This is a genomic window from Cytobacillus firmus (genome assembly GCF_023657595.1).
GTDB lineage: Bacteria > Bacillota > Bacilli > Bacillales > Cytobacillaceae > Cytobacillus > Cytobacillus firmus_B.
The window spans coordinates 2,968,202-2,986,404 of the sequence record NZ_CP098323.1 but is presented as its reverse complement, the minus strand read 5'-3'; the positions used below and the strand labels follow the sequence as shown (position 1 = coordinate 2,986,404).

Below are 18,203 nucleotides of genomic sequence, written 5' to 3'. Positions count from 1 at the left end.
ATAAGGGTGAGTATCCTTATCATAAAAAATGCAAATATTATTACGTTTGATCAACAAAACACTAAGGCAAAATCATTGCTTGTCAGGAATGGCATCATCGAAAAAATTTGGGATAAAACCGAACCGGACCGTTCGGAAATTCCAAATAGTCTTGATGTCGAGATCAAGGATTTAAAAGGAGCCACGCTGCTTCCGGGGTTTATTGACACACATAGTCATTTATTAATGTACGGGCAAATGCTGAATTATGTTGATTGCAGATCCCCGCGGAATAAAAACATTGGTGATATAAAGCGAGAGATAGCAGAAAGGGCGGGTAAAGCGAAACCTGGAGAATGGGTCATGGGGTGGGGGTATGATGATACCCTCCTGGAGGATAAAAGGCATCCGGACAGGTGTGATTTAGATCATGCAGCTCCGAACAATCCCGTTTTTATCCGGCATATTTCCGGACACTTTGGTGCTGCCAATTCCAAAGCTCTTGAAATGGCTGGAATCGATGAAAGCATTTCGAATCCGCATGGCGGGTACTTTACACGCGATAATAATGGAAGGCTGGACGGTGTCATTCACGAAATTCCCGCTCTGGAATTTATTTTTCCATTCCTGCCTTCCCCGTCAAGCGATGAACAAATTAAAAATATAGAGAATGCGGCAAAGGTGTACCTGTCTAAGGGGATCACCACATGTACAGATGCCGGCGTGGGCCTTGACAGAGGAATAGAAGAATTAAATGCGCATATAGCGGCCATTAATTCAGGGAAGAATCCGATGAATATGCGGCTAATGATCCTGCATCATCTTTTAAGAGATGGCAGTGCTTTTTCCGGTTATACTGCCGATCAGCTGGACCTTGAATTAAAGAGACGAACTAAAAACAGAGTTTCTCTGGATAGTGCTAAATTATTTCAGGATGGATCCATCCAGGGACTTACAGGTGCACTCCGCGAACCTTATCATTCTGATGAATCTGTATACGGTGAACTCTTGCATGATCAAAACAAATTTGCAGAAGAAATGCTGGATCTCCATAATAGAGGGTTTAGGATTGCGATTCATGGAAACGGAGATCGGGCAATCGAATCTATCCTTGAGGCCTTCGATTATGTTCTGTCAAAAAGTCCGATGGAAGACCACAGGCATCGCATTGAACATGTACAGACTGCAGGCAGTGATGACCTTGATGTCATGCAAAGATTAGGTGTGGCTGCTTCCTTTTTCATCAATCATGTTTATTTTTGGGGAGATCGGCACCGCAGGATATTCCTCGGTGAGAAGAGAGCGGCAAGAATTAATCCTTTGGCTGATGCAGTTGACCGCAATTTGCTGTTCACACTGCATTCTGATTGCCCAATTACTCCCATTTCGCCCCTGTTTTCCATATGGGCGGCTGTGAACCGCATCACTTTAGAAGGGGATGTTCTTGGTGCTGATCAGAAAATTGATGTTCTGGATGCTTTAAAAGCGATGACGTCTTACGGGGCAGCTCTGAACTTTGAAGAAGATTCCGCAGGCACCATTGAAGAAGGAAAAAGAGGAGATTTTGTTGTCCTGGATGCCGACCCTCTTACTTGTCCAGCAATGGAATTAAAGGATATTCCTATATTGGCGACCATTATTTCCGGTAAGGTTGTGTGGGAGAATACAGAAAAAGCTTACACTCATTCATAGAAAACCGCTATTCAAAAAATCCTCAATACTGAAGCAAAAGCAGGGGTCAGCTTTTTGCTCCAATTTAAGGATAAGGCATTAGCTCAACAAGATTAAGCAGTTCTTAATAGATTTTGAGAGAAGCCTTAATAATGGAGGGGAAAACATGGAAGAAAGGGTACAGCTGGAGAAAACGTTTAAACCGCAATGGGTGTGGGCTATCGCGCTCGGTTCTGCCATTGGCTGGGGAGCCTTTATTCTGCCGGCAGAATGGATGGGGAAAGCAGGGCCAATTGGTGCAGTGATCGGGTTAACCATTGGTGCATTACTAATGATGGTCATTGCTGTCAGCTACGGGGTTTTAATTGAAAAGTTTCCTGTTTCAGGGGGTGAGTTTGCTTATGCATATATTGGATTTGGGAGGAAACATGCCTTTATTTGCGGATGGTTTCTGACTCTTGGCTATATTTGTATTGTAGCTCTGAATGCGTCTGCATTGGCATTGCTCGGAAAGTTTATGCTTCCCTCGCTGACAAACATCGGACTGTTATATGAAATAGGCGGCTGGCAGGTATATTTGGGTGAAGTATTGATTGCGACTGCAGCACTTCTGATCTTTGCCTATTTTAATATAAAAGGTGCTTCCATTTCTGGCAGTCTACAATATATATTCTGTATTATCCTCGTTGCCGGTGTGTTTCTGCTCACCATCAGCATGATTTTAAGTCCATCTTCAGACCTGTCAAATCTTCAGCCTTTCTTTAAACCGGGGATTCCTGCCCTGACTGGAATTATCGCAATCATCGCGATTGCTCCATGGGCATATGTAGGGTTTGATAACATTCCGCAGGCCGCTGAAGAATTTAATTTTCCTCCTAAGAAGGCATTCAAGCTTATCATATATTCGTTAATTGTAGCTTGTGTCTTATACTCCTTCATGATTATTGCAACAGCAGTGGCAATGCCATGGCAAAACCTTGTTGCCGGAAAGCCGATTTGGGGGACAGGTGATGTCATCTCTGATACGTTAGGTGCCTTCGGAGTGCTTCTTCTCGCAATATCCCTTTGTATGGGTGTATTCACAGGCCTTAACGGATTCTATGTATCTTCCAGCCGTTTATTGTTTGCGATGGGGAGAGCTAAAGTAGTTCCTAAAGCATTTTCCAGGCTTCACCCGAAGCATGGCACCCCTTATGTAGGGATTCTGTTCACATGTGCCCTTTGCCTGTTTGCTCCATGGTTTGGGCGTCCAGTCCTATTATGGATTGTTGACATGTCAGCAACAGGAGTAACCATTGCCTACTTTTATACTTGTTACACAGCCTATAAGCTATTCAGCTGGACAGAAGCAGCCGATGGAAAAATGGTCTCGCCCGGCAAAAAACTGGTTGCTATGATAGGAGCGCTAAGCGGGCTTGCATTTCTTGGCTTGCTGCTCGTTCCCGGATCTCCCTCAGCACTAGGAGCACCTTCACTGATCGCCTTAATCGTTTGGTCAGTATTAGGATTAGCATTCTATTTATATAAAAGGAAAGAATACAATCAAATACCTAAAAGTACACTTGATTATTATATTTTAGGCAGTACAGATACAAATGGAATGGAAGATAAAACGGATAGCCAGGTTAATATTAAAATTGACGCTTAATTAACAAAAGCTCAGAGTCTGCGGCTCTGAGCTTTTATATGTCTTTAATCCCTCAATGTCTCGATGAGATATATTCCATCAGCTTCCTGCTGGTATGTTTCAGGGCTTCCTCATGATAGATCATGTAAAAGTCCCGCTGCATTGAAATTCCGTCTATATGTAATTGTTTTAAAGTTCCCAGCCGAAGTTCTTTTTTCACAGCGGATTTTGAGATGATGGAAATTCCTAATCCTGCTTCGACACATGTTTTTATGGCTTCGGTGTGCTTCAATTCCATAATGACATTCAATTTGGATGCATCTACATGGCATCTTCTAAAGGAATCCTCCATCACTTGCCGTGTTCCTGATCCTTTCTCACGGATAATAATAGGAACTGACAGGAGCTCCTCGATGGTTATATTGTCCGTCTTAATGAATTTATTTTCAGGGGAGGCTATGATAATCAGCTCATCTTTGGCAAAAGGAACTTGTTTTAAGGCTGGATAGGAGAGCATGGATTCAATGAACCCTAAGTTAATTTCATGATTTAATAGTTTCTCAACAATATGCCTGGAATTATATACATTTAAATGCAGGCTGACTTTTGGATAGAGACTCGAAAAATCGGCTAATAAAAAGGGGAGTACATGCTCCCCGATCGTTAAGCTGGCTCCGACCTTTAAGTCCCCATGTACACTTCCCTTTAATTCTTCCAGTTCATTTTCAGTTTCATTCATTAAAGCTATCAGCTTTTTGACTTTATGATAGAGGATTTCCCCTGCGGGTGTCAGCGAGATTTTTTTTGTTGTCCGTTCAAAGAGCTGACAGTCCCACTGTTCTTCGAGTTGTTTGATTTGAAGGCTGACACTTGATTGAGAGAGGTGAAGATCTTTGGCAGTCTGGGAAAAACTTTTATTATTTGCTGTGACATAAAATACTTTCAGATAGTCGAGGTTCATGGATATCCTCCTTCAAACATGTAACTTCCCTCTATCTATTGTAATCGATTAGGGGGCATTTAAAAAATTTTATATAGTAAGAGCAGCAGCGGGGTTATGGCAAGAAGACCCAGGAAGCCTGCAATGGCAACAGCAACAGGTTTAAAGCCAACTTTCACAAAGTCTTTCCATTTAATATTAAGCCCCAGCCCTGCCATACCCATTGCGAGGAGGTAGGTGCTCAGTAACAAAAAGATGCTGATGATGCTGCCGGGTATGGAGAACATAGTATTGATCAGGCTGGTAAGGAGAAATCCGAAAATAAACCATGGGATTGGCAGCTTCCCTATATTGCGGCTCTTACTGCTGTTTTTTCTGCTGTAAACAAAGCTTATGATAAGGGCAACTGGTATCAGCAGCAGCACTCTTCCCAGTTTTACAAGAATGGCAGAGTCACTGCTGACATCTCCGCCCGGAACCCCTGCCGCCACTACATGGGCAAGTTCGTGCAGTGTTGCCCCGGCTAAAACACCATATTCCTGCTCACTGATAGGCAGCAAGGGAAATAAAACAATATACAAAATCGCCCCAATGGTCCCTAAAACCGCTATGCATGATACTGCCACAGCGGTTTGCTCTTCCTTGCTTTTGACAATTGGGGCGATCGCAATTATGGCTGCCGCTCCGCAAATAGCAGTGCCTGCAGCAAGTAAAGCTGACAATTTCTTATTGATTCTGAACACTTTGCCCAAAAGCAGGATCAAACTCATGGTAAAAACGATGACTACTACATCGATGAGCATGATGGAAAAGCCTGCTGATATAATTTCCTGCAAATTCAGCCTAAAGCCCAATAAAATAATCCCTGCACGAAGCAATACCTTGCTTGAGAACTGTACACCTGAATGAGCGTCCACAGGAACAGAAAGCGTATTTCCCCAAATGCCTCCCAGCAGAATGGAGAGGATCATGATTCCGAGAATGGAGAAAAAGGGAAGATGGGCAATTTGTCCAGCCAGAACCGCAAGGAAAAGGGTCAGGGATAATCCTTTCGCAAACCCGATAGCCTTTTGTTTTTTTTTAGGTTCTTCTATTACATATTCTTGAATTTTTTGTGCTTCCATAGCGAGATCCCCTTTCGTTCATTTGATATCTTAACCGTATCATAGGAAAGGAGAACCGCTTCACCGATTGTTTAATAAGGCTTATTGGATTTCTTAATGATTCAAAATGGTATGGCTTAAGCCCCTTTTTGCTGCAAAATAATGATTTCCTCATCTTTTTCTTTCATTGATAGGAATAGTACTCCTGCCATGATGAAAACACCGCCAAGCAATTGATAGCTTCCGAAGGTTTCTTTTAGCCACAGGAAGGATACCAAAGCTGCCACAAGAGGCTCAATGCTGGATAACAGACTGGTTTCTGTGGGGGAAAGATACTTCAGACTCCCTATATAGAGCAAAAAGGAGAGAGTGCTGATCACTATGATGCTGATTAACATAGATAATTTACCAAAATTAAGGGCTCCTGCCAAGTTGGCAAAGCTGAATGATGGCATCAGCAAATATAGGACTATTCCTCCCAGAAGCATTCCCCAACCGATGATTGTCATCGTTCCCCAGGTTTTAATAAGAGAAACAGGCTGCAAGGTGTAAAAGGCAAATCCAAGCGCTGTTAGAAAACCAATCCATAAAGCCTTATTTGATAAAAGAATCTGGTCCAGAGATCCGTTGGTAATAAGCAGGAAAATTCCTGAAAGAGCTGTGACAATGGCAAGCAAATGGATCTTGGCTGGCCATCTTCGCGACTCAATTGCGACATAAATCGTGATCAGCACCGGGCCGGCAAATTGAAACAGGGTGGCTGTAACGGCATTGCTCACCTGTATGGTTTCAATAAAAGCATATTGCCCTCCAAGCATTCCCAAAACAGCAAAAAGAAGAAGCTGTATCCAGTGGCGGGGATATTTCCAAATCGCAAATACATTTACTTTCCGGCAGGATAGGAAAATGAGCGTGAAGATGCCTGCCGTAATTAATCTGATAACTAAATAATCGCTTGATGATAAGCGGGTTTCCTGAAAAAACCACTGGAGCATTGGACCAGATAATCCCCACAAAGAAGCTCCGCTTATGATCATGGCCAGTCCCAGCCTGCGTGAAATGCTCATGTTGTATATCTCCTTACTGTTTTTGTTATTATCATGTATTATAGATAATAACTGGTGTTGTTAGAAGGGTCAGATTATTAATATTAAAGGGGGTCAGATTAATGTCCGAGTTAACTCCAAATCTAGACTTTACCAGCAGTGAGCCACTATATGTGCAATTATATAAATATATTAAAAACGAAATTAAGACAGGCAATCTGACCGTAATGGCAAAGCTCCCTTCGAAAAGGAAATTTGCCAGATATCTTGAGGTCAGTGAGAACACAATTGAATCTGCGTATGAACAGCTTATGGCTGAAGGTTATATTGAATCGAAGGCGCGTAAAGGGTATTTCGTGTGTGCAGTTGAACAACCCGTCTTTTCTTCAGCAAATGAAGAGCCTCTCGCTGAAGAAAAGAAGCATATTGACGGTAAGTACCTATATCATTTTACTCATTCCGGAGTGGATATCAGGACGTTCCCATTTTCTGTGTTCCGGAAATTAACAAATCAAGTACTGGCAAAGGATAATGGTGAGGTTCTATTGCTTGGCCATCCTCAAGGAGAGCTGGAGCTGCGGAACGAGATTGCGAAGTATCTTTATAAATCCAGGGGAGTAAACTGTTCCCCCAGCCAAATCATTCTTGGTTCAGGAACACAATATCTAATGAAAAGTTTATTGCAGCTGCTTGAAGGAAGTATTTTTGCAGTCGAAAATCCGGGATATCACCGCAAGCTCGTCATCTTTGAAAAAGGAATGGAAAATGTGAGGGACATTCCACTGGATGAAGATGGACTTATTTTATCAAAGCTGAAAAAGTCAGGAGCAAATATCGTCTTTGTCACTCCATCGCACCAATTCCCATGCGGTATGATTATGCCTATTGCCAGAAGGATGCAGCTTTTACAATGGGCAAAGGGAAAGCCTGGCCGTTATATCATTGAAGATGATTATGACAGTGAATTCCGTTACACAGGCAAGCCGATTCCAGCTCTCCAGGGATTGGATAAGGATGAAAAAGTCATTTATATGGGCACATTCTCAAAAGCCCTGCTTCCCTCTTTAAGGATTAGTTATATGGTCCTTCCAAGGCCTTTGCTGAAAATTTATCAGGAAGATTATTTCTTTTATGCTCAAACTGTTTCCCGGATTGATCAGAAGATCTTGATAAAATTTCTTCAGGAGGGTTACTGGGATAAGCATATCCAGAAAATGAGGGTCGTGTATCGTAAAAAACGTGACAGTCTCATGACAGCAATTTCGAAGTATTTTCCTCCTTGTGCTGAAGTAATTGGACAGGATTCAGGCTTGCACATCCTAGTCCGTCCAAATAATGGGATGACCGAACAAGAACTTATTAAGAAAGCTGCTGATGCAGGGGTTAAAGTATACCCGGTATCGCAATTTGGTATGAATGAAGGACATACCATACTGCTGGGTTTTGCCCTGATGTCGGAGGAAGAGCTGGAAGTGGCCCTGCGGCATCTTTCGGAAGCCTGGTATAGCAATTGAAGTATTCCCTGCAGCAGGCAGCGCCCTATCAAAATAGTTATAAGCGGATACGGCGGAGCCAGCAGCAGGTTTGGACGAAATTAGTGTGCTTTAGTCAGAAACCGGTCCAGCTTCGGACACAAACAGCAGGAAAATCCGGACCAGAGTCAGAACCCGGGTCAACTTCGGACACAAACAGCAGGAAAACCTGGATCAGAGACCGAACCCGGGTCAACTTCGGACACAAACAGCAGGAAAACTTGGATCAGAGTCCGAACCCCAGTCAACTTCGGACACAAAAAGGAGAAAAACGTGGGTCAGAGTCCGAACCCCAGTCAACTTCGGACACAGAAAGGAGGAAAACCTGGATCAGAGTCCGAACCCGGGTCAACTTCGGACACAAAAAGGAGAAAAACGTGGGTCAGAGTCCGAACCCGAGTCAACTTCGGACACAGAAAGCAAAAAAACGGAGGTCTGAGTCAGAACCCGGTCCAGCTTCGGACACAGAAAGGAGGGAAACCTGGATCAGAGTCCGAACCCCGGTCAACTTCGGACACAAAAAGGAGAAAAACGTGGGTCAGAGTTCGAACCCGAGTCAACTTCGGACACAGAAAGGAGGAAAACCTGGATCAGAGTCCGAACCCGGGTCAACTTCGGACACAGAAAGCAGAAAAACGTAGATCTGAGTTCGAACATGGTCCAGCTTCGGACACAAAAAGGAGAAAAACGTGGGTCAGAGTCAGAACCCGGGTCAACTTCGGACACAAAAAGGAGGAAAACCTGGCTCAGAGTCAGAACTCCGGTCAACTTCGGACACAGAAAGGAGGAAAACCTGGATCAGAGTCAGAACCCGGGTCAACTTCGGACACAAACAGCAGGAAAACCTGGATCAGAGTCAGAATCCGGGTCAACTTCGGACACAAACAGCAGGAAACCCTGGATCAGAGTCCGAACCCGAGTCAACTTCGGACACAGAAAGCAGAAAAACGGAGATCTGAGTCAGAACCCGGTCCAACTTCGGACACAGAAAGGAGGAAACCCTGGATCAGAGTCCGAAACCGGTCAACTTCGGACACAGAAAGGAGGAAACCCTGGGTCAGAGTCAGAACCCGGTCCAGCTTCGAAACGAATTGAAAGATTACTAGTATTAAGCACTGGTTGAAGCGGTCTTTTTCTGTTTTTGGTCTCTTTCTTGCAAAACAAATTGATCACGCCCCGCTCCAATTCCGGATATTGTAAAGATTGCAGTTATTACCAAAAGCAAGGCCAGCGGAATGGTCCATGACTGGAACAGGTCATATAGTGAGCCAATGAGAATCGGTCCAGCTGCGGCGAGAAGATAGCCGACGGATTGCGCCATTCCTGAAAGACTGGCAGCCTGTTTTGCATTTTCAGCACGAAGGCCGATCAGGGTTAAGGAATGGCTGATCGCAGCGCCTAGCCCGATTCCGATTAGAACGATACTGATGTTAGTGATGATGCCATTAACATTTAAAAGCAGACCTGTAATGCCGGCAAAAGTGAAAATGCCGATGCCAAGGGCAATCCCTTTTTGGTTAGGAAGCCGATCGGCAAGAACAGGGATAATAAAATTAACAGGAAGTCCTGAAAACTGGAGAACCGTTACCATCCATCCAGCTGCGGCGATTTCCCGTCCCTGGCTATGAAGAATTTCAGGGAGCCAGGTAGTAGCGCTGAAATAGACCATTGATTGCAATCCCATAAACAATGTGACTTGCCAGGCGATGGGAGAGGTCCACATGGAAGACTTTGGTGCAGATACAGCAGATACTTCCGTTTTTTTCTTTTTCTTTTTTAGCTGAGGAAGCCAGACAATGATGGCAATTAAGATCAGGACAGCCCATGCTCCAAGCGAGAGCCTCCAGCCTACCCCAATACCCTCAGCAAGCGGGACACTGAAACCTGGGGCAAGTCCTGCACAAATTCCCATTGAAAATGTATAAATTCCTGTCAGCAGGCCAACCTTCTGCGGGAATTTTTCTTTGACCATTCCCGGAAGAAGGACATTGCAAAGACCTACCCCTAATCCTATTAAAATAGTTCCTATGTACAGCGGAGGCAGCATTCCTGCAGAACGGGCCGCAATGCCGGCTCCTAAAATCGTTAACCCCAAAAGAATGCTCCAATCACTGCCAAGCTTTTGGGCGATCCTCGGCACAAAAGGGGAGAGCAGAGCGAAGGCAACAAGCGGCAAGGTGGTCAGAAGACCTGCTGCACCATTGGAAATTCCAGTCTCATCCCGTATTGCCCCAATCAATGGCCCGACTGATGTAATAGCAGGGCGTAAATTAAAAGCTACAAAGATAATTCCAGCCATTAGTAAAAGGTTTTTTTTTGAATCCATTTTTGCTGTAGTTCTCAACTCAAGACACTCCCTATAGGTATTTCGAACATCCTTCGTTTTGCGAAAAAACAATATTCAGAATAGTATAAGTGCTTTCGAGTGAAAAGTACATAGCTTTTGGGGGAATTGGTAAAATTTTTACAGGGTGTTGGGTTGATATTAAAGAAGGTAAGTGGATATACCCCCTTACCTCTCATCCGGAGACTCTACTACTTGGAGAATCTTTGTCAGCCAGTTCATGTAAAATTCATTTAAGCCCTTATAATGTTCCTGTATCAGATTAGGGATGACCGCCTGGTAGTCATGCTTTACTTTGCTCTCTGCCTTCAAGTCGGAAATCCAGTTTTTTATATGTTCAGCTGCTTCGGGAACTTGGGCTGATTGAACAAACAATAGGGCCGGATAAAGGGAGCGCGGTTCAGGCATCCGCTTTTTAAACACCTCAATGATTTCATCTGAAAGCTGATTTTTTCCTTCTTCAGTAATTTGATAGACAGTCCGGTTTGGCCGGTTATTCACCTGTTCCTGCTTTTCCGCCTGGATCCACTTATGCTTTTCGAGTTTGCGGATGGCGTGATATAAATTGCCGTCCGTAACGGGGAATAGGTGATCCCATTTGTGTTCTAAAATGACTTTTTTCATTTCATATGGATGATATTTTTTCTCTTTTAACAGACCGAGAATGACAATTTGGATAGACATGATTGGTAACTCCTTTTTAGACAATACCTTTGCTCGAATACAGGATATCATACCCTAATGTCATTTTAATGCAAGCAGCATTGGATTACCAAGCGGAAGAACAGGAGGAAAAGCTGCTGTGTCATAACGTGGCAGATGAGGGAACACAAAAAAAACTGTCCCGCAGCGGGAACAGTTTTTTGTGTTTATTGTGCAGAGAAACCGCCATCAATAACAAGTTCTGCTCCTGTAATATAAGAAGCATCATCTGAAGCAAGGAACAATACAGCACGTGCTACGTCATCAGCCTCACCAAGTCTTTGAAGCGGAGTCGCCTGAATTAGTCTTTGCAGCACTTCACTGGATTCTGACAGATTTTCTGTCATCGGCGTTTTAATGACGCCAGGGAAAACGGCATTAACTCTGATCCCAAATCGGCCGAACTGTGTGCTTGCCGCTCTGGAGATGGCTCTGACAGCACCTTTTGAAGCAGTGTACGTGTTTGTTCCCATTCCCACCATGGCTGTGTAGCTGGAAATATTCACAACGGCACCGCTCTGCTGTTTGACCATTTGCGGCAAAACATGCTTCATACCTGCAAATGGCCCGAACCCATTGATCCGCATCATGAGATCCCAATCTTCAATTGTCACATCATTCATATGCTTCTCACTTGAAATGCCCGCATTATTGATAAGAACATCGATTCTTCCATGATCGGCAACAATTTCTTCCACTGCCTTTTTCCAATCATTCTCTGACATGACATTCAGCAATTTGCCTTCCACTGCCTCATTTTGGCTGACAACGTCCAAGAGCTCTTTATTAATGTCCGCTGCAATAACATATGCGCCTTCCTCAACTAAAAGCTCAGTCATGCGTTTTCCCATTCCTGATGCTCCGCCAGTAACTAATACAATTTTATTATCGAATTTACCCATGATAATGCCCCCTTGGATTATCTTTTTAAAATACGTTTACAAAACAAGTATAATCGATAATATACTTTGTGCAAAGTAATTAGTTCTGGAAAATTACCAAGCTTTAAGGGCTTTTTCATTATTCTTGATAGAAAGGAAAAAAATCGGTATAATGAATGACAGTCAGTCATTTTTGTGTAAGGAGGCTAAATTCATGCAGGATAGGCCAGATGATAAATACAGCAGAATACTGAGCGCTTCTATAGAGGTTATTTCTGAAAAGGGACTTGAAAAATCCTCGGTATCTGAGATCGTTAAAAAAGCAGGGATCGCTCAGGGAACGTTCTATTTATATTTTTCTTCAAAGAGTGATTTAGTTCCTGCGATCGCCAATTCACTCCTCACGAAGATTCTGGAACGGATGAAGAGGAAGGTGCAGGGTACAGAAAGCTTCTGGAGCACTTTAGATGCCGTAATTGATGAGACTTTTAAGGTTACCGATGAACATAAAGATATCATAGTACTTGTTTACTCAGGACTCGCTTTCAATCATTCCCTGGAAAAATGGGAAGAGGTATATCGGCCATATTACGAATGGCTTGAAATTGAAATCAGCAAGGCAGTTCAAATAGAAGAAATTTATCCGGACATTAATGTGAAATGGACCTCAAGGACCATCATTAACCTTATTGAAAATGCTGCTGAAAGATATTATATTGGCCTCGAGCAGGATGAGTCCCTGACGGTTTATAAAGAGGAGCTTTTTAAATTTATCAGGAAATCATTAGTCACGGACTAAAATTATTGGACTGCTTCCAATAATTTTTATTTAAAGAAAAATGACTGACTGTCATTCAGAGGGGGATGAGAATAAATGAAATGGATGTTAGTATTTACTGCCGGCATCCTCGAAGTGATGTGGGCTTCAGGTCTAAAATATGCAGATTCATTCCTGGATTGGACGATTACCACTATGCTGATTGCAGCAAGTTTCATATTATTGATCCGCTCATATAAGGTAATTCCTGTTGCAGCGGCTTATACCGTATTCGTCGGGATTGGAACAGTAGGCACCTATATTTTAGGTGTGTTAATGGGGGAGCCTTTTTCGGTAATTCAAGTATTCTTTCTGGTGATATTAGTGGCAGGAATTATGGGCATGAAGAATTTTACGAAACAGGAAAATACTGAAGCGGGAGGGGAATCTTAATGGCTTGGGGATTATTGGTCCTGGCGGGGATCGAAGAAGTAATCGCCACAATTGCCATGAAATATATGGATGGAACGAGAAAGAAATGGCCGATCGCTGTAATGACAGTTGGTTTTATTTTCTCTTTCTTCTGTTTATCTATGGCTATGCAAAGGATTCCAGCTGGTGTGGCTTATGCTATTTGGACTGGAGTGGGAAGCATTGGCATAACACTCGCCGGTTTGTTCTGGTTTAAAGAAAGATTCGGATATAAACAGTTTTTGGCCCTGGCTTTTATCTTAATTGGAGTAATTGGTCTGGGAATGACATCTTAAAAAGACTTTAAGCTATAGAAGAAGCAGACCTGAATGCTGGTCTGCTTTTTTGGTAAAAAATAAATAAAAATTAGTTGCAAATTACAAATAAAATACATATAATGTAACCAAGAGGTGAAAATAATGGAAAATCTTCGCAGTTTGTTTCAAGTAATGACTCGCCGTTTTGGCTTACTCAATAAAAATTGCTGCAGTGTAGGCGGATGCGATATTTCCCTCATTCAAAGCCATATTCTTTATGAGATTGACAATCAGCATTATCCGTCCATGCAGCAGATTGCAGATACCTTAGGGACGGATATTACAACTTTCAGCAGGCAGGTTCAATCTTTAGTGAAAATGAACTTAATTAAGAAAACGCCGGACCCTGAAGATAAGAGAATCAGTATTCTTTCGCTTACCGCTGAAGGCAGATTTATTGCAGGTTCAATTGATCAGCAGATGAATGCATTTTTACATGAAGTTTTTTCACAAATGAATGAGTTTGAAAAAGAAACAGTCATCCGCTCAATTCATTTGTTAAATAATGCGATGGCAAAGTCCAATGCATGCTGTAAGCCAATTCAGGGGTAAAAATTCCCCTGGATGTAATACTTGCATTTTGCAAGTAAAATCAATCAACCTAAATCTGAAGAAAAGAGGAGAAAGCATGACTAACCAAAATGATCTTGTAAAAGGATGCTGCACATCTAAGAAAAACGAATTAGAAAAGAATTCACAAAGCAAGGGGAAAGCTGAAGCGCTGCCTGTAGCAATAATTGGCGCCGGACCTGTTGGGCTGGCAGCTGCTGCACACCTGGCAAGCAGGGGGCAATCATTTATTTTGCTCGAAGCGGGCAAGCAAGCGGGAGCCAATATTAAAACCTGGGGACATGTTCGGTTATTCTCACCATGGCGATACAATATTGATAAAGCTGCAGCCAGTTTATTAAGCGCAAATGGCTGGGTACAGCCGCAATTGGAAGCTTTGCCTACCGGAGAGGAACTTGTTGAACACTATCTAAAGCCGCTGTCCAGCTTACCTGAAATAAAGCCTTTCATTCACCTTAATACGAAAGTTTTATCAGTTGGCAGAAAAGACACCGATAAAATGAAAACCGCAAACCGGGAAAACAGTCCCTTTGTTATCCATGCTGAGCAGAATGGAGAGTACAAAACATTCGAATCGAGAGCAGTAATTGATGCTGCAGGTACCTGGGGTAATCCAAATCCGGCTTCATCAAGCGGAATTTGGCTGGCTGATGAGAAGGAACTGAAGGAAAAGATATTTTATGGAATACCCGATGTATTAGGGAGTGAGCAGCAGCGCTATCGGAATAAGCGAGTTGCAGTTGTCGGCGGAGGTCATTCAGCGATTAATGCCTTGCTGGATTTAGCTGATTTGAAAGAGTCTTATCCCGAAACGGAGATTTTATGGATTATGAGAAGAAATCAGGTTGAGGATGCTTACGGAGGAGAAGAAAAAGATGCACTTGCAGCACGCGGGCGCCTCGGAAGCAGAATCCATCAATTGGTCGATAAAGGGCAAGTGAAGGCCGTTACCCCATTTCGTATCCAGCTGGTCAAAGAGTCGACGGAAAAGGGGATCGAGTTAATAGGCAGCCAAAACGGGAATATGAGAAGCCTGTATGGAATCGATGAAATGATTGTCAATACAGGAAACCGCCCGGATTTTTCTATCATAAGTGAACTTCGTACTTCCATCGATTCTGCAACTGAAAGTGCAGATGCATTGGCACCATTAATTGATCCTAATATTCATAGCTGCGGTACGGTTCGTCCCCATGGAGAAAAAGAATTAAGACAGCCTGAGAGAAATTTTTATATTGTGGGTTCAAAAAGTTATGGCCGTGCTCCAACCTTCTTGATGGCGACAGGCTATGAGCAGGTTAGGTCAGTGGCAGCTTATCTAAGCGGTGATATCGCTGCTGCAGAAAAAGTGGAGCTGGATCTGCCGGAAACTGGTGTATGCAGCGTTAATTTTAAAAGTTCCTTTGAAGAGTCTGCATCATCCTGCTGTAATTGATTCGCTGCTCCTTAAAATGTAATTGAAAAGGTGATTATAATGACCATAAATCATGCCGGAGCACTCAAGAAAGAATATTTTATTTCCTATATGAAATTAATTATGAATGCTTTCGGATGTTCTGTTGAGGAAGCAAAAGATAAAACGTTTGAAAGGCTGTTTCGATTGCAGGAGATTGAAATGGGGCAGGAAACGTATGAACAATTTATTTTGGCTTATCGGGATTTAATTAAACATTCGAATGATAAATTTTAATAACCGGAGAGGATGAATCCTGGTGACTATTAAAAATCACTTATCTTCACAGCCAATTATAATAGTCGCCTTCGTCACAGCATTAAGTCTCTTAGGTGATTCCATGCTGTATATTGCCTTGCCTATTTATTGGGAAACTGCTGGGCTTGAATCTATTTGGCAAGTGGGTGTGCTCCTTTCCATAAACCGTTTCATACGATTGCCTTTTAATCCAATTGCAGGCTGGATATATAAACACCTTTCATTAAAGGCCGGCCTGATCATTGCTGTCCTGTTAGGCGGATTCACAACGATAGGATATGGTGTTTTCGAAGGATTTGCGGCCTGGGTAATCCTCCGTGCTTTATGGGGAATTGCCTGGTCATTTTTTCGGATAGGAGGATTGTCGGTTGTTGCTGTTTATGCAGAAAACAATAAGCGTGGAAGTTCTATGGGTTTATATAACGGGCTCTACCGTACAGGAAGCCTGGTCGGAATGCTGGTTGGGGGCTTGCTCGTTCCGATTATAGGCTTGAGTACGGTTTCAATTGCATTTGGATTATTGTCCCTGTTGGGGCTTCCTCTAATGCTGAGTTCTAAAATTAATCAAGTTGAGGAGACACCCGGAAAGATTGATACAATGGCTGAAGAGAAGCCTTTCATTGGCAGGACAGCATATAAAGCAGCGATTATTGTATCAGGCTTTCTCCTTGCCATGCTATATCAGGGAATAGTGACATCCACAATGAGCTCCTTGATTGAACATTTTTACGGAGAGAGTATATCAATATGGAATGTGGTTGTCAGTGTTACTTTTTTATCTGGCCTAATCCAAGCGGTAAGGTGGACATGGGAACCCTTTCTGGGGAAAACAGTGGGGCACTGGTCTGATGGGGCGCCGGGGAGGCTGCCGATTTTTATTGTTTCGCTGATTTTTGCAGGGGGTGTCTTTGGCTTGGTATCTGCTAAACTTCCATTATGGCTTTGGATAGCAGTTACTCTTTTAGTGATGGCCGGTGCTACTATTTTATCAACCATTCTGGATACAATTGCCCTGGACACAGCAAAAACTGCAAACGTGGTTTCTTTCCTTACGGTATACACCATCTTTCAAGATGTAGGGGCAGCTTTAGGACCTTCAATTAGTTACATAGTAATCCAATTAGAAGCTGGTTTTACATTTTTATATTGGAGCGGTTCGTTCATACTGCTTATTTTAGCTGCGATTTGGACAGTTTTAGCCAAGAGGTTAAACACTTTCATAAAAAAAGAGATTTGTGAATCTTATTAGCGGGGGAACTGCAATGATCAGGGAGACTGTTGTTCGTTTAGCGAAGAAGACAGATTTGGAAGAGATTATGGAGATTTATAATCAGGGAATAAAAGACCGCATTGCTACATTGGAAACAGAGGAAAAAGATCTTTCCTATATGGCAGACTGGTTTGACCAGCATCAGGGACGATTTAGTGTGCTTGCCGCAGAAAAAGGGGGTCAAGTAATCGGCTGGGCTTCTCTGAATCGGTACAGTAACCGCTGTGCTTATAATGGAGTGGCAGATATCTCAGTCTATATTTCCAGGGAATTCAGAGGCAAAGGGGCAGGCGGGAAGCTGCTTTCTGCCCTCGAAAAGAAAGCAAGAGAAAACAAGTTCCATAAGCTGGTTTTGTTTACTTTTCCGTTTAATGGCCTGGGACAGGGACTCTATAAAAAAATGGGGTATCGCGAAGTTGGCATATTTCAAAATCAGGGTGTTTTGGATGGAGAATTTGTTGATGTGATGGCTATGGAAAAACTCCTTTAAATAGAAGTGCGGCTATTAGTATAGCCGTTTTTTTGTCGGGTTTTTCTATATGTTCGGTGGGCTGCCAGATTAGGATAACTCAGATTTCCGGATTGTTAGTCCGAAGCTGGACAAAGTTCGGACAGGAACACTAGGATTTCCGGATTGTCAGTCCGAAGATAAACAAGGTTCGAACAGGAACTCCCGGATATCTTCCTTCCCTGTCCGAATGAATGGAGAGTGGCCCCGCACCTCCCGTGAGCAGTCCCTGTCTGAAAGTGCATGAAGTAAGGCAGCCACACAAGTAAACTTCTCCTTTTTCAAAACAGGCAAACCAAACGAATACTGCTAAAATAAAAAAGCAAACTATATGTAAAGTTATTGTAAATATGAAAAAAACCATTTGCTTATATAAGCAAATCATTATATATTAATATGTGCAAAGCGGAGGTGATGAGATCATGATAGAATCCACAGTCGAAATCGGCAAGGCAGCATCCATTTTAAAATTATTAGGCGATAAAACACGGCTCACAATGGTGAAGCTATTAAATAACCATGATTGCTGTGTATGTGAATTTGTGGAGATTTTTAAAATGAGCCAGCCAGCCATTAGCCAGCATCTTCGGAAACTAAAAGATGCAGGTGTGGTCAGGGAAAACAGGAGGGGTCAGTGGATTATTTATTCATTGAATCAGGAAAGTGACTATTACCCGCTGGTTCAGAATGTGCTTGATCACCTTCCAAGCCAGGATTGTTTATTAACAGAATTGGAAGAGCAGGGATTGCGAAGTTCCTGTGAGTAAGAGGGGG

Annotated in this window: 18 protein-coding genes; 12 read left to right on the top strand and 6 right to left on the bottom strand. The window is 42.9% G+C overall.

Annotated elements, in window-relative coordinates:
* Positions 1–6 precede the first annotated feature (6 nt).
* Together NAF01_RS15075 and NAF01_RS15070 are read left to right on the top strand one after the other, a co-directional pair.
* Positions 7–1,671 (top strand): amidohydrolase, encoded by a 1,665-nt coding sequence (locus NAF01_RS15075; protein ID WP_163140853.1) that lies wholly within the window; start codon positions 7–9, stop codon positions 1,669–1,671.
* Positions 1,672–1,816: 145 nt separating this feature from the next.
* Complete coding sequence (locus tag NAF01_RS15070; RefSeq protein WP_250800725.1) at positions 1,817–3,298, top strand: APC family permease; 1,482 nt, start codon at positions 1,817–1,819, stop codon at positions 3,296–3,298.
* A gap of 52 nt (positions 3,299–3,350) precedes the next feature.
* On the opposite strand, the gene NAF01_RS15065 is transcribed toward NAF01_RS15070, so the two are convergent.
* The 3 genes from NAF01_RS15065 to NAF01_RS15055 all read right to left on the bottom strand — a co-directional run bounded on the left by NAF01_RS15065 (position 3,351) and on the right by NAF01_RS15055 (position 6,387).
* Positions 3,351–4,238, bottom strand: coding sequence for a selenium metabolism-associated LysR family transcriptional regulator (locus tag NAF01_RS15065; RefSeq protein WP_250800724.1), 888 nt, complete (start codon positions 4,236–4,238; stop codon positions 3,351–3,353).
* A gap of 59 nt (positions 4,239–4,297) precedes the next feature.
* Positions 4,298–5,341 carry a YeiH family protein gene (locus NAF01_RS15060; protein ID WP_250800723.1) on the bottom strand — a complete coding sequence of 348 codons (1,044 nt, stop codon included), beginning with the start codon at positions 5,339–5,341 and terminating at the stop codon, positions 4,298–4,300.
* A gap of 116 nt (positions 5,342–5,457) precedes the next feature.
* Entirely contained in the window at positions 5,458–6,387 is a 930-nt protein-coding gene (locus NAF01_RS15055) for a DMT family transporter (RefSeq protein WP_250800722.1), read from the bottom strand.
* Between the two features lie 101 nt (positions 6,388–6,488).
* On the opposite strand from NAF01_RS15055, the gene NAF01_RS15050 reads away from it, so the two are divergent.
* The gene (locus NAF01_RS15050; RefSeq protein ID WP_250800721.1) at positions 6,489–7,880 is read left to right on the top strand and encodes a MocR-like pyridoxine biosynthesis transcription factor PdxR; all 1,392 of its coding nucleotides are present in this window, start codon (positions 6,489–6,491) and stop codon (positions 7,878–7,880) included.
* A gap of 1,126 nt (positions 7,881–9,006) precedes the next feature.
* Here NAF01_RS15050 and NAF01_RS15045 read toward each other — a convergent pair.
* The 3 genes from NAF01_RS15045 to NAF01_RS15035 all read right to left on the bottom strand — a co-directional run bounded on the left by NAF01_RS15045 (position 9,007) and on the right by NAF01_RS15035 (position 11,846).
* Positions 9,007–10,197 (bottom strand): CynX/NimT family MFS transporter, encoded by a 1,191-nt coding sequence (locus tag NAF01_RS15045; protein WP_250802487.1) that lies wholly within the window; start codon positions 10,195–10,197, stop codon positions 9,007–9,009.
* A 213-nt stretch (positions 10,198–10,410) separates the two neighbouring features.
* On the bottom strand, positions 10,411–10,926 hold the full coding sequence (locus NAF01_RS15040) for a PadR family transcriptional regulator (RefSeq protein WP_250800720.1): 516 nt from the start codon (positions 10,924–10,926) through the stop codon (positions 10,411–10,413).
* 185 nt (positions 10,927–11,111) lie between these two features.
* Positions 11,112–11,846 (bottom strand): SDR family NAD(P)-dependent oxidoreductase, encoded by a 735-nt coding sequence (locus NAF01_RS15035; RefSeq protein WP_250800719.1) that lies wholly within the window; start codon positions 11,844–11,846, stop codon positions 11,112–11,114.
* Between the two features lie 193 nt (positions 11,847–12,039).
* Here NAF01_RS15035 and NAF01_RS15030 point away from each other — a divergent pair, with 193 nt between their 5' ends.
* The 9 genes from NAF01_RS15030 (at position 12,040) to NAF01_RS14990 (ending at position 18,196) form a co-directional block, all read left to right on the top strand.
* Complete coding sequence (locus NAF01_RS15030) at positions 12,040–12,624, top strand: TetR/AcrR family transcriptional regulator (RefSeq protein WP_250800718.1); 585 nt, start codon at positions 12,040–12,042, stop codon at positions 12,622–12,624.
* 75 nt (positions 12,625–12,699) lie between these two features.
* Positions 12,700–13,035 carry a DMT family transporter gene (locus tag NAF01_RS15025; protein ID WP_250800717.1) on the top strand — a complete coding sequence of 112 codons (336 nt, stop codon included), beginning with the start codon at positions 12,700–12,702 and terminating at the stop codon, positions 13,033–13,035.
* Positions 13,035–13,349 carry a DMT family transporter gene (locus tag NAF01_RS15020; protein ID WP_250800716.1) on the top strand — a complete coding sequence of 105 codons (315 nt, stop codon included), beginning with the start codon at positions 13,035–13,037 and terminating at the stop codon, positions 13,347–13,349. Before NAF01_RS15025 ends, NAF01_RS15020 begins: the two co-directional genes overlap by 1 nt.
* A gap of 123 nt (positions 13,350–13,472) precedes the next feature.
* Positions 13,473–13,922, top strand: coding sequence for a MarR family winged helix-turn-helix transcriptional regulator (locus tag NAF01_RS15015; RefSeq protein ID WP_250800715.1), 450 nt, complete (start codon positions 13,473–13,475; stop codon positions 13,920–13,922).
* A gap of 76 nt (positions 13,923–13,998) precedes the next feature.
* A complete protein-coding gene (locus NAF01_RS15010) occupies positions 13,999–15,375 on the top strand; it encodes an FAD-dependent oxidoreductase (protein WP_250800714.1) in 1,377 nt (458 codons plus the stop codon).
* A 39-nt stretch (positions 15,376–15,414) separates the two neighbouring features.
* Positions 15,415–15,630, top strand: a complete 216-nt coding sequence (locus NAF01_RS15005; RefSeq protein WP_250800713.1) for a hypothetical protein — start codon at positions 15,415–15,417, stop codon at positions 15,628–15,630.
* Positions 15,631–15,652: 22 nt separating this feature from the next.
* Positions 15,653–16,900 carry an MFS transporter gene (locus tag NAF01_RS15000; RefSeq protein WP_250800712.1) on the top strand — a complete coding sequence of 416 codons (1,248 nt, stop codon included), beginning with the start codon at positions 15,653–15,655 and terminating at the stop codon, positions 16,898–16,900.
* Between the two features lie 13 nt (positions 16,901–16,913).
* The gene (locus NAF01_RS14995; protein ID WP_250800711.1) at positions 16,914–17,411 is read left to right on the top strand and encodes an arsinothricin resistance N-acetyltransferase ArsN1 family A; all 498 of its coding nucleotides are present in this window, start codon (positions 16,914–16,916) and stop codon (positions 17,409–17,411) included.
* Between the two features lie 440 nt (positions 17,412–17,851).
* Complete coding sequence (locus tag NAF01_RS14990) at positions 17,852–18,196, top strand: ArsR/SmtB family transcription factor (RefSeq protein WP_250800710.1); 345 nt, start codon at positions 17,852–17,854, stop codon at positions 18,194–18,196.
* The last annotated feature ends 7 nt before the right edge of the window (positions 18,197–18,203 follow it).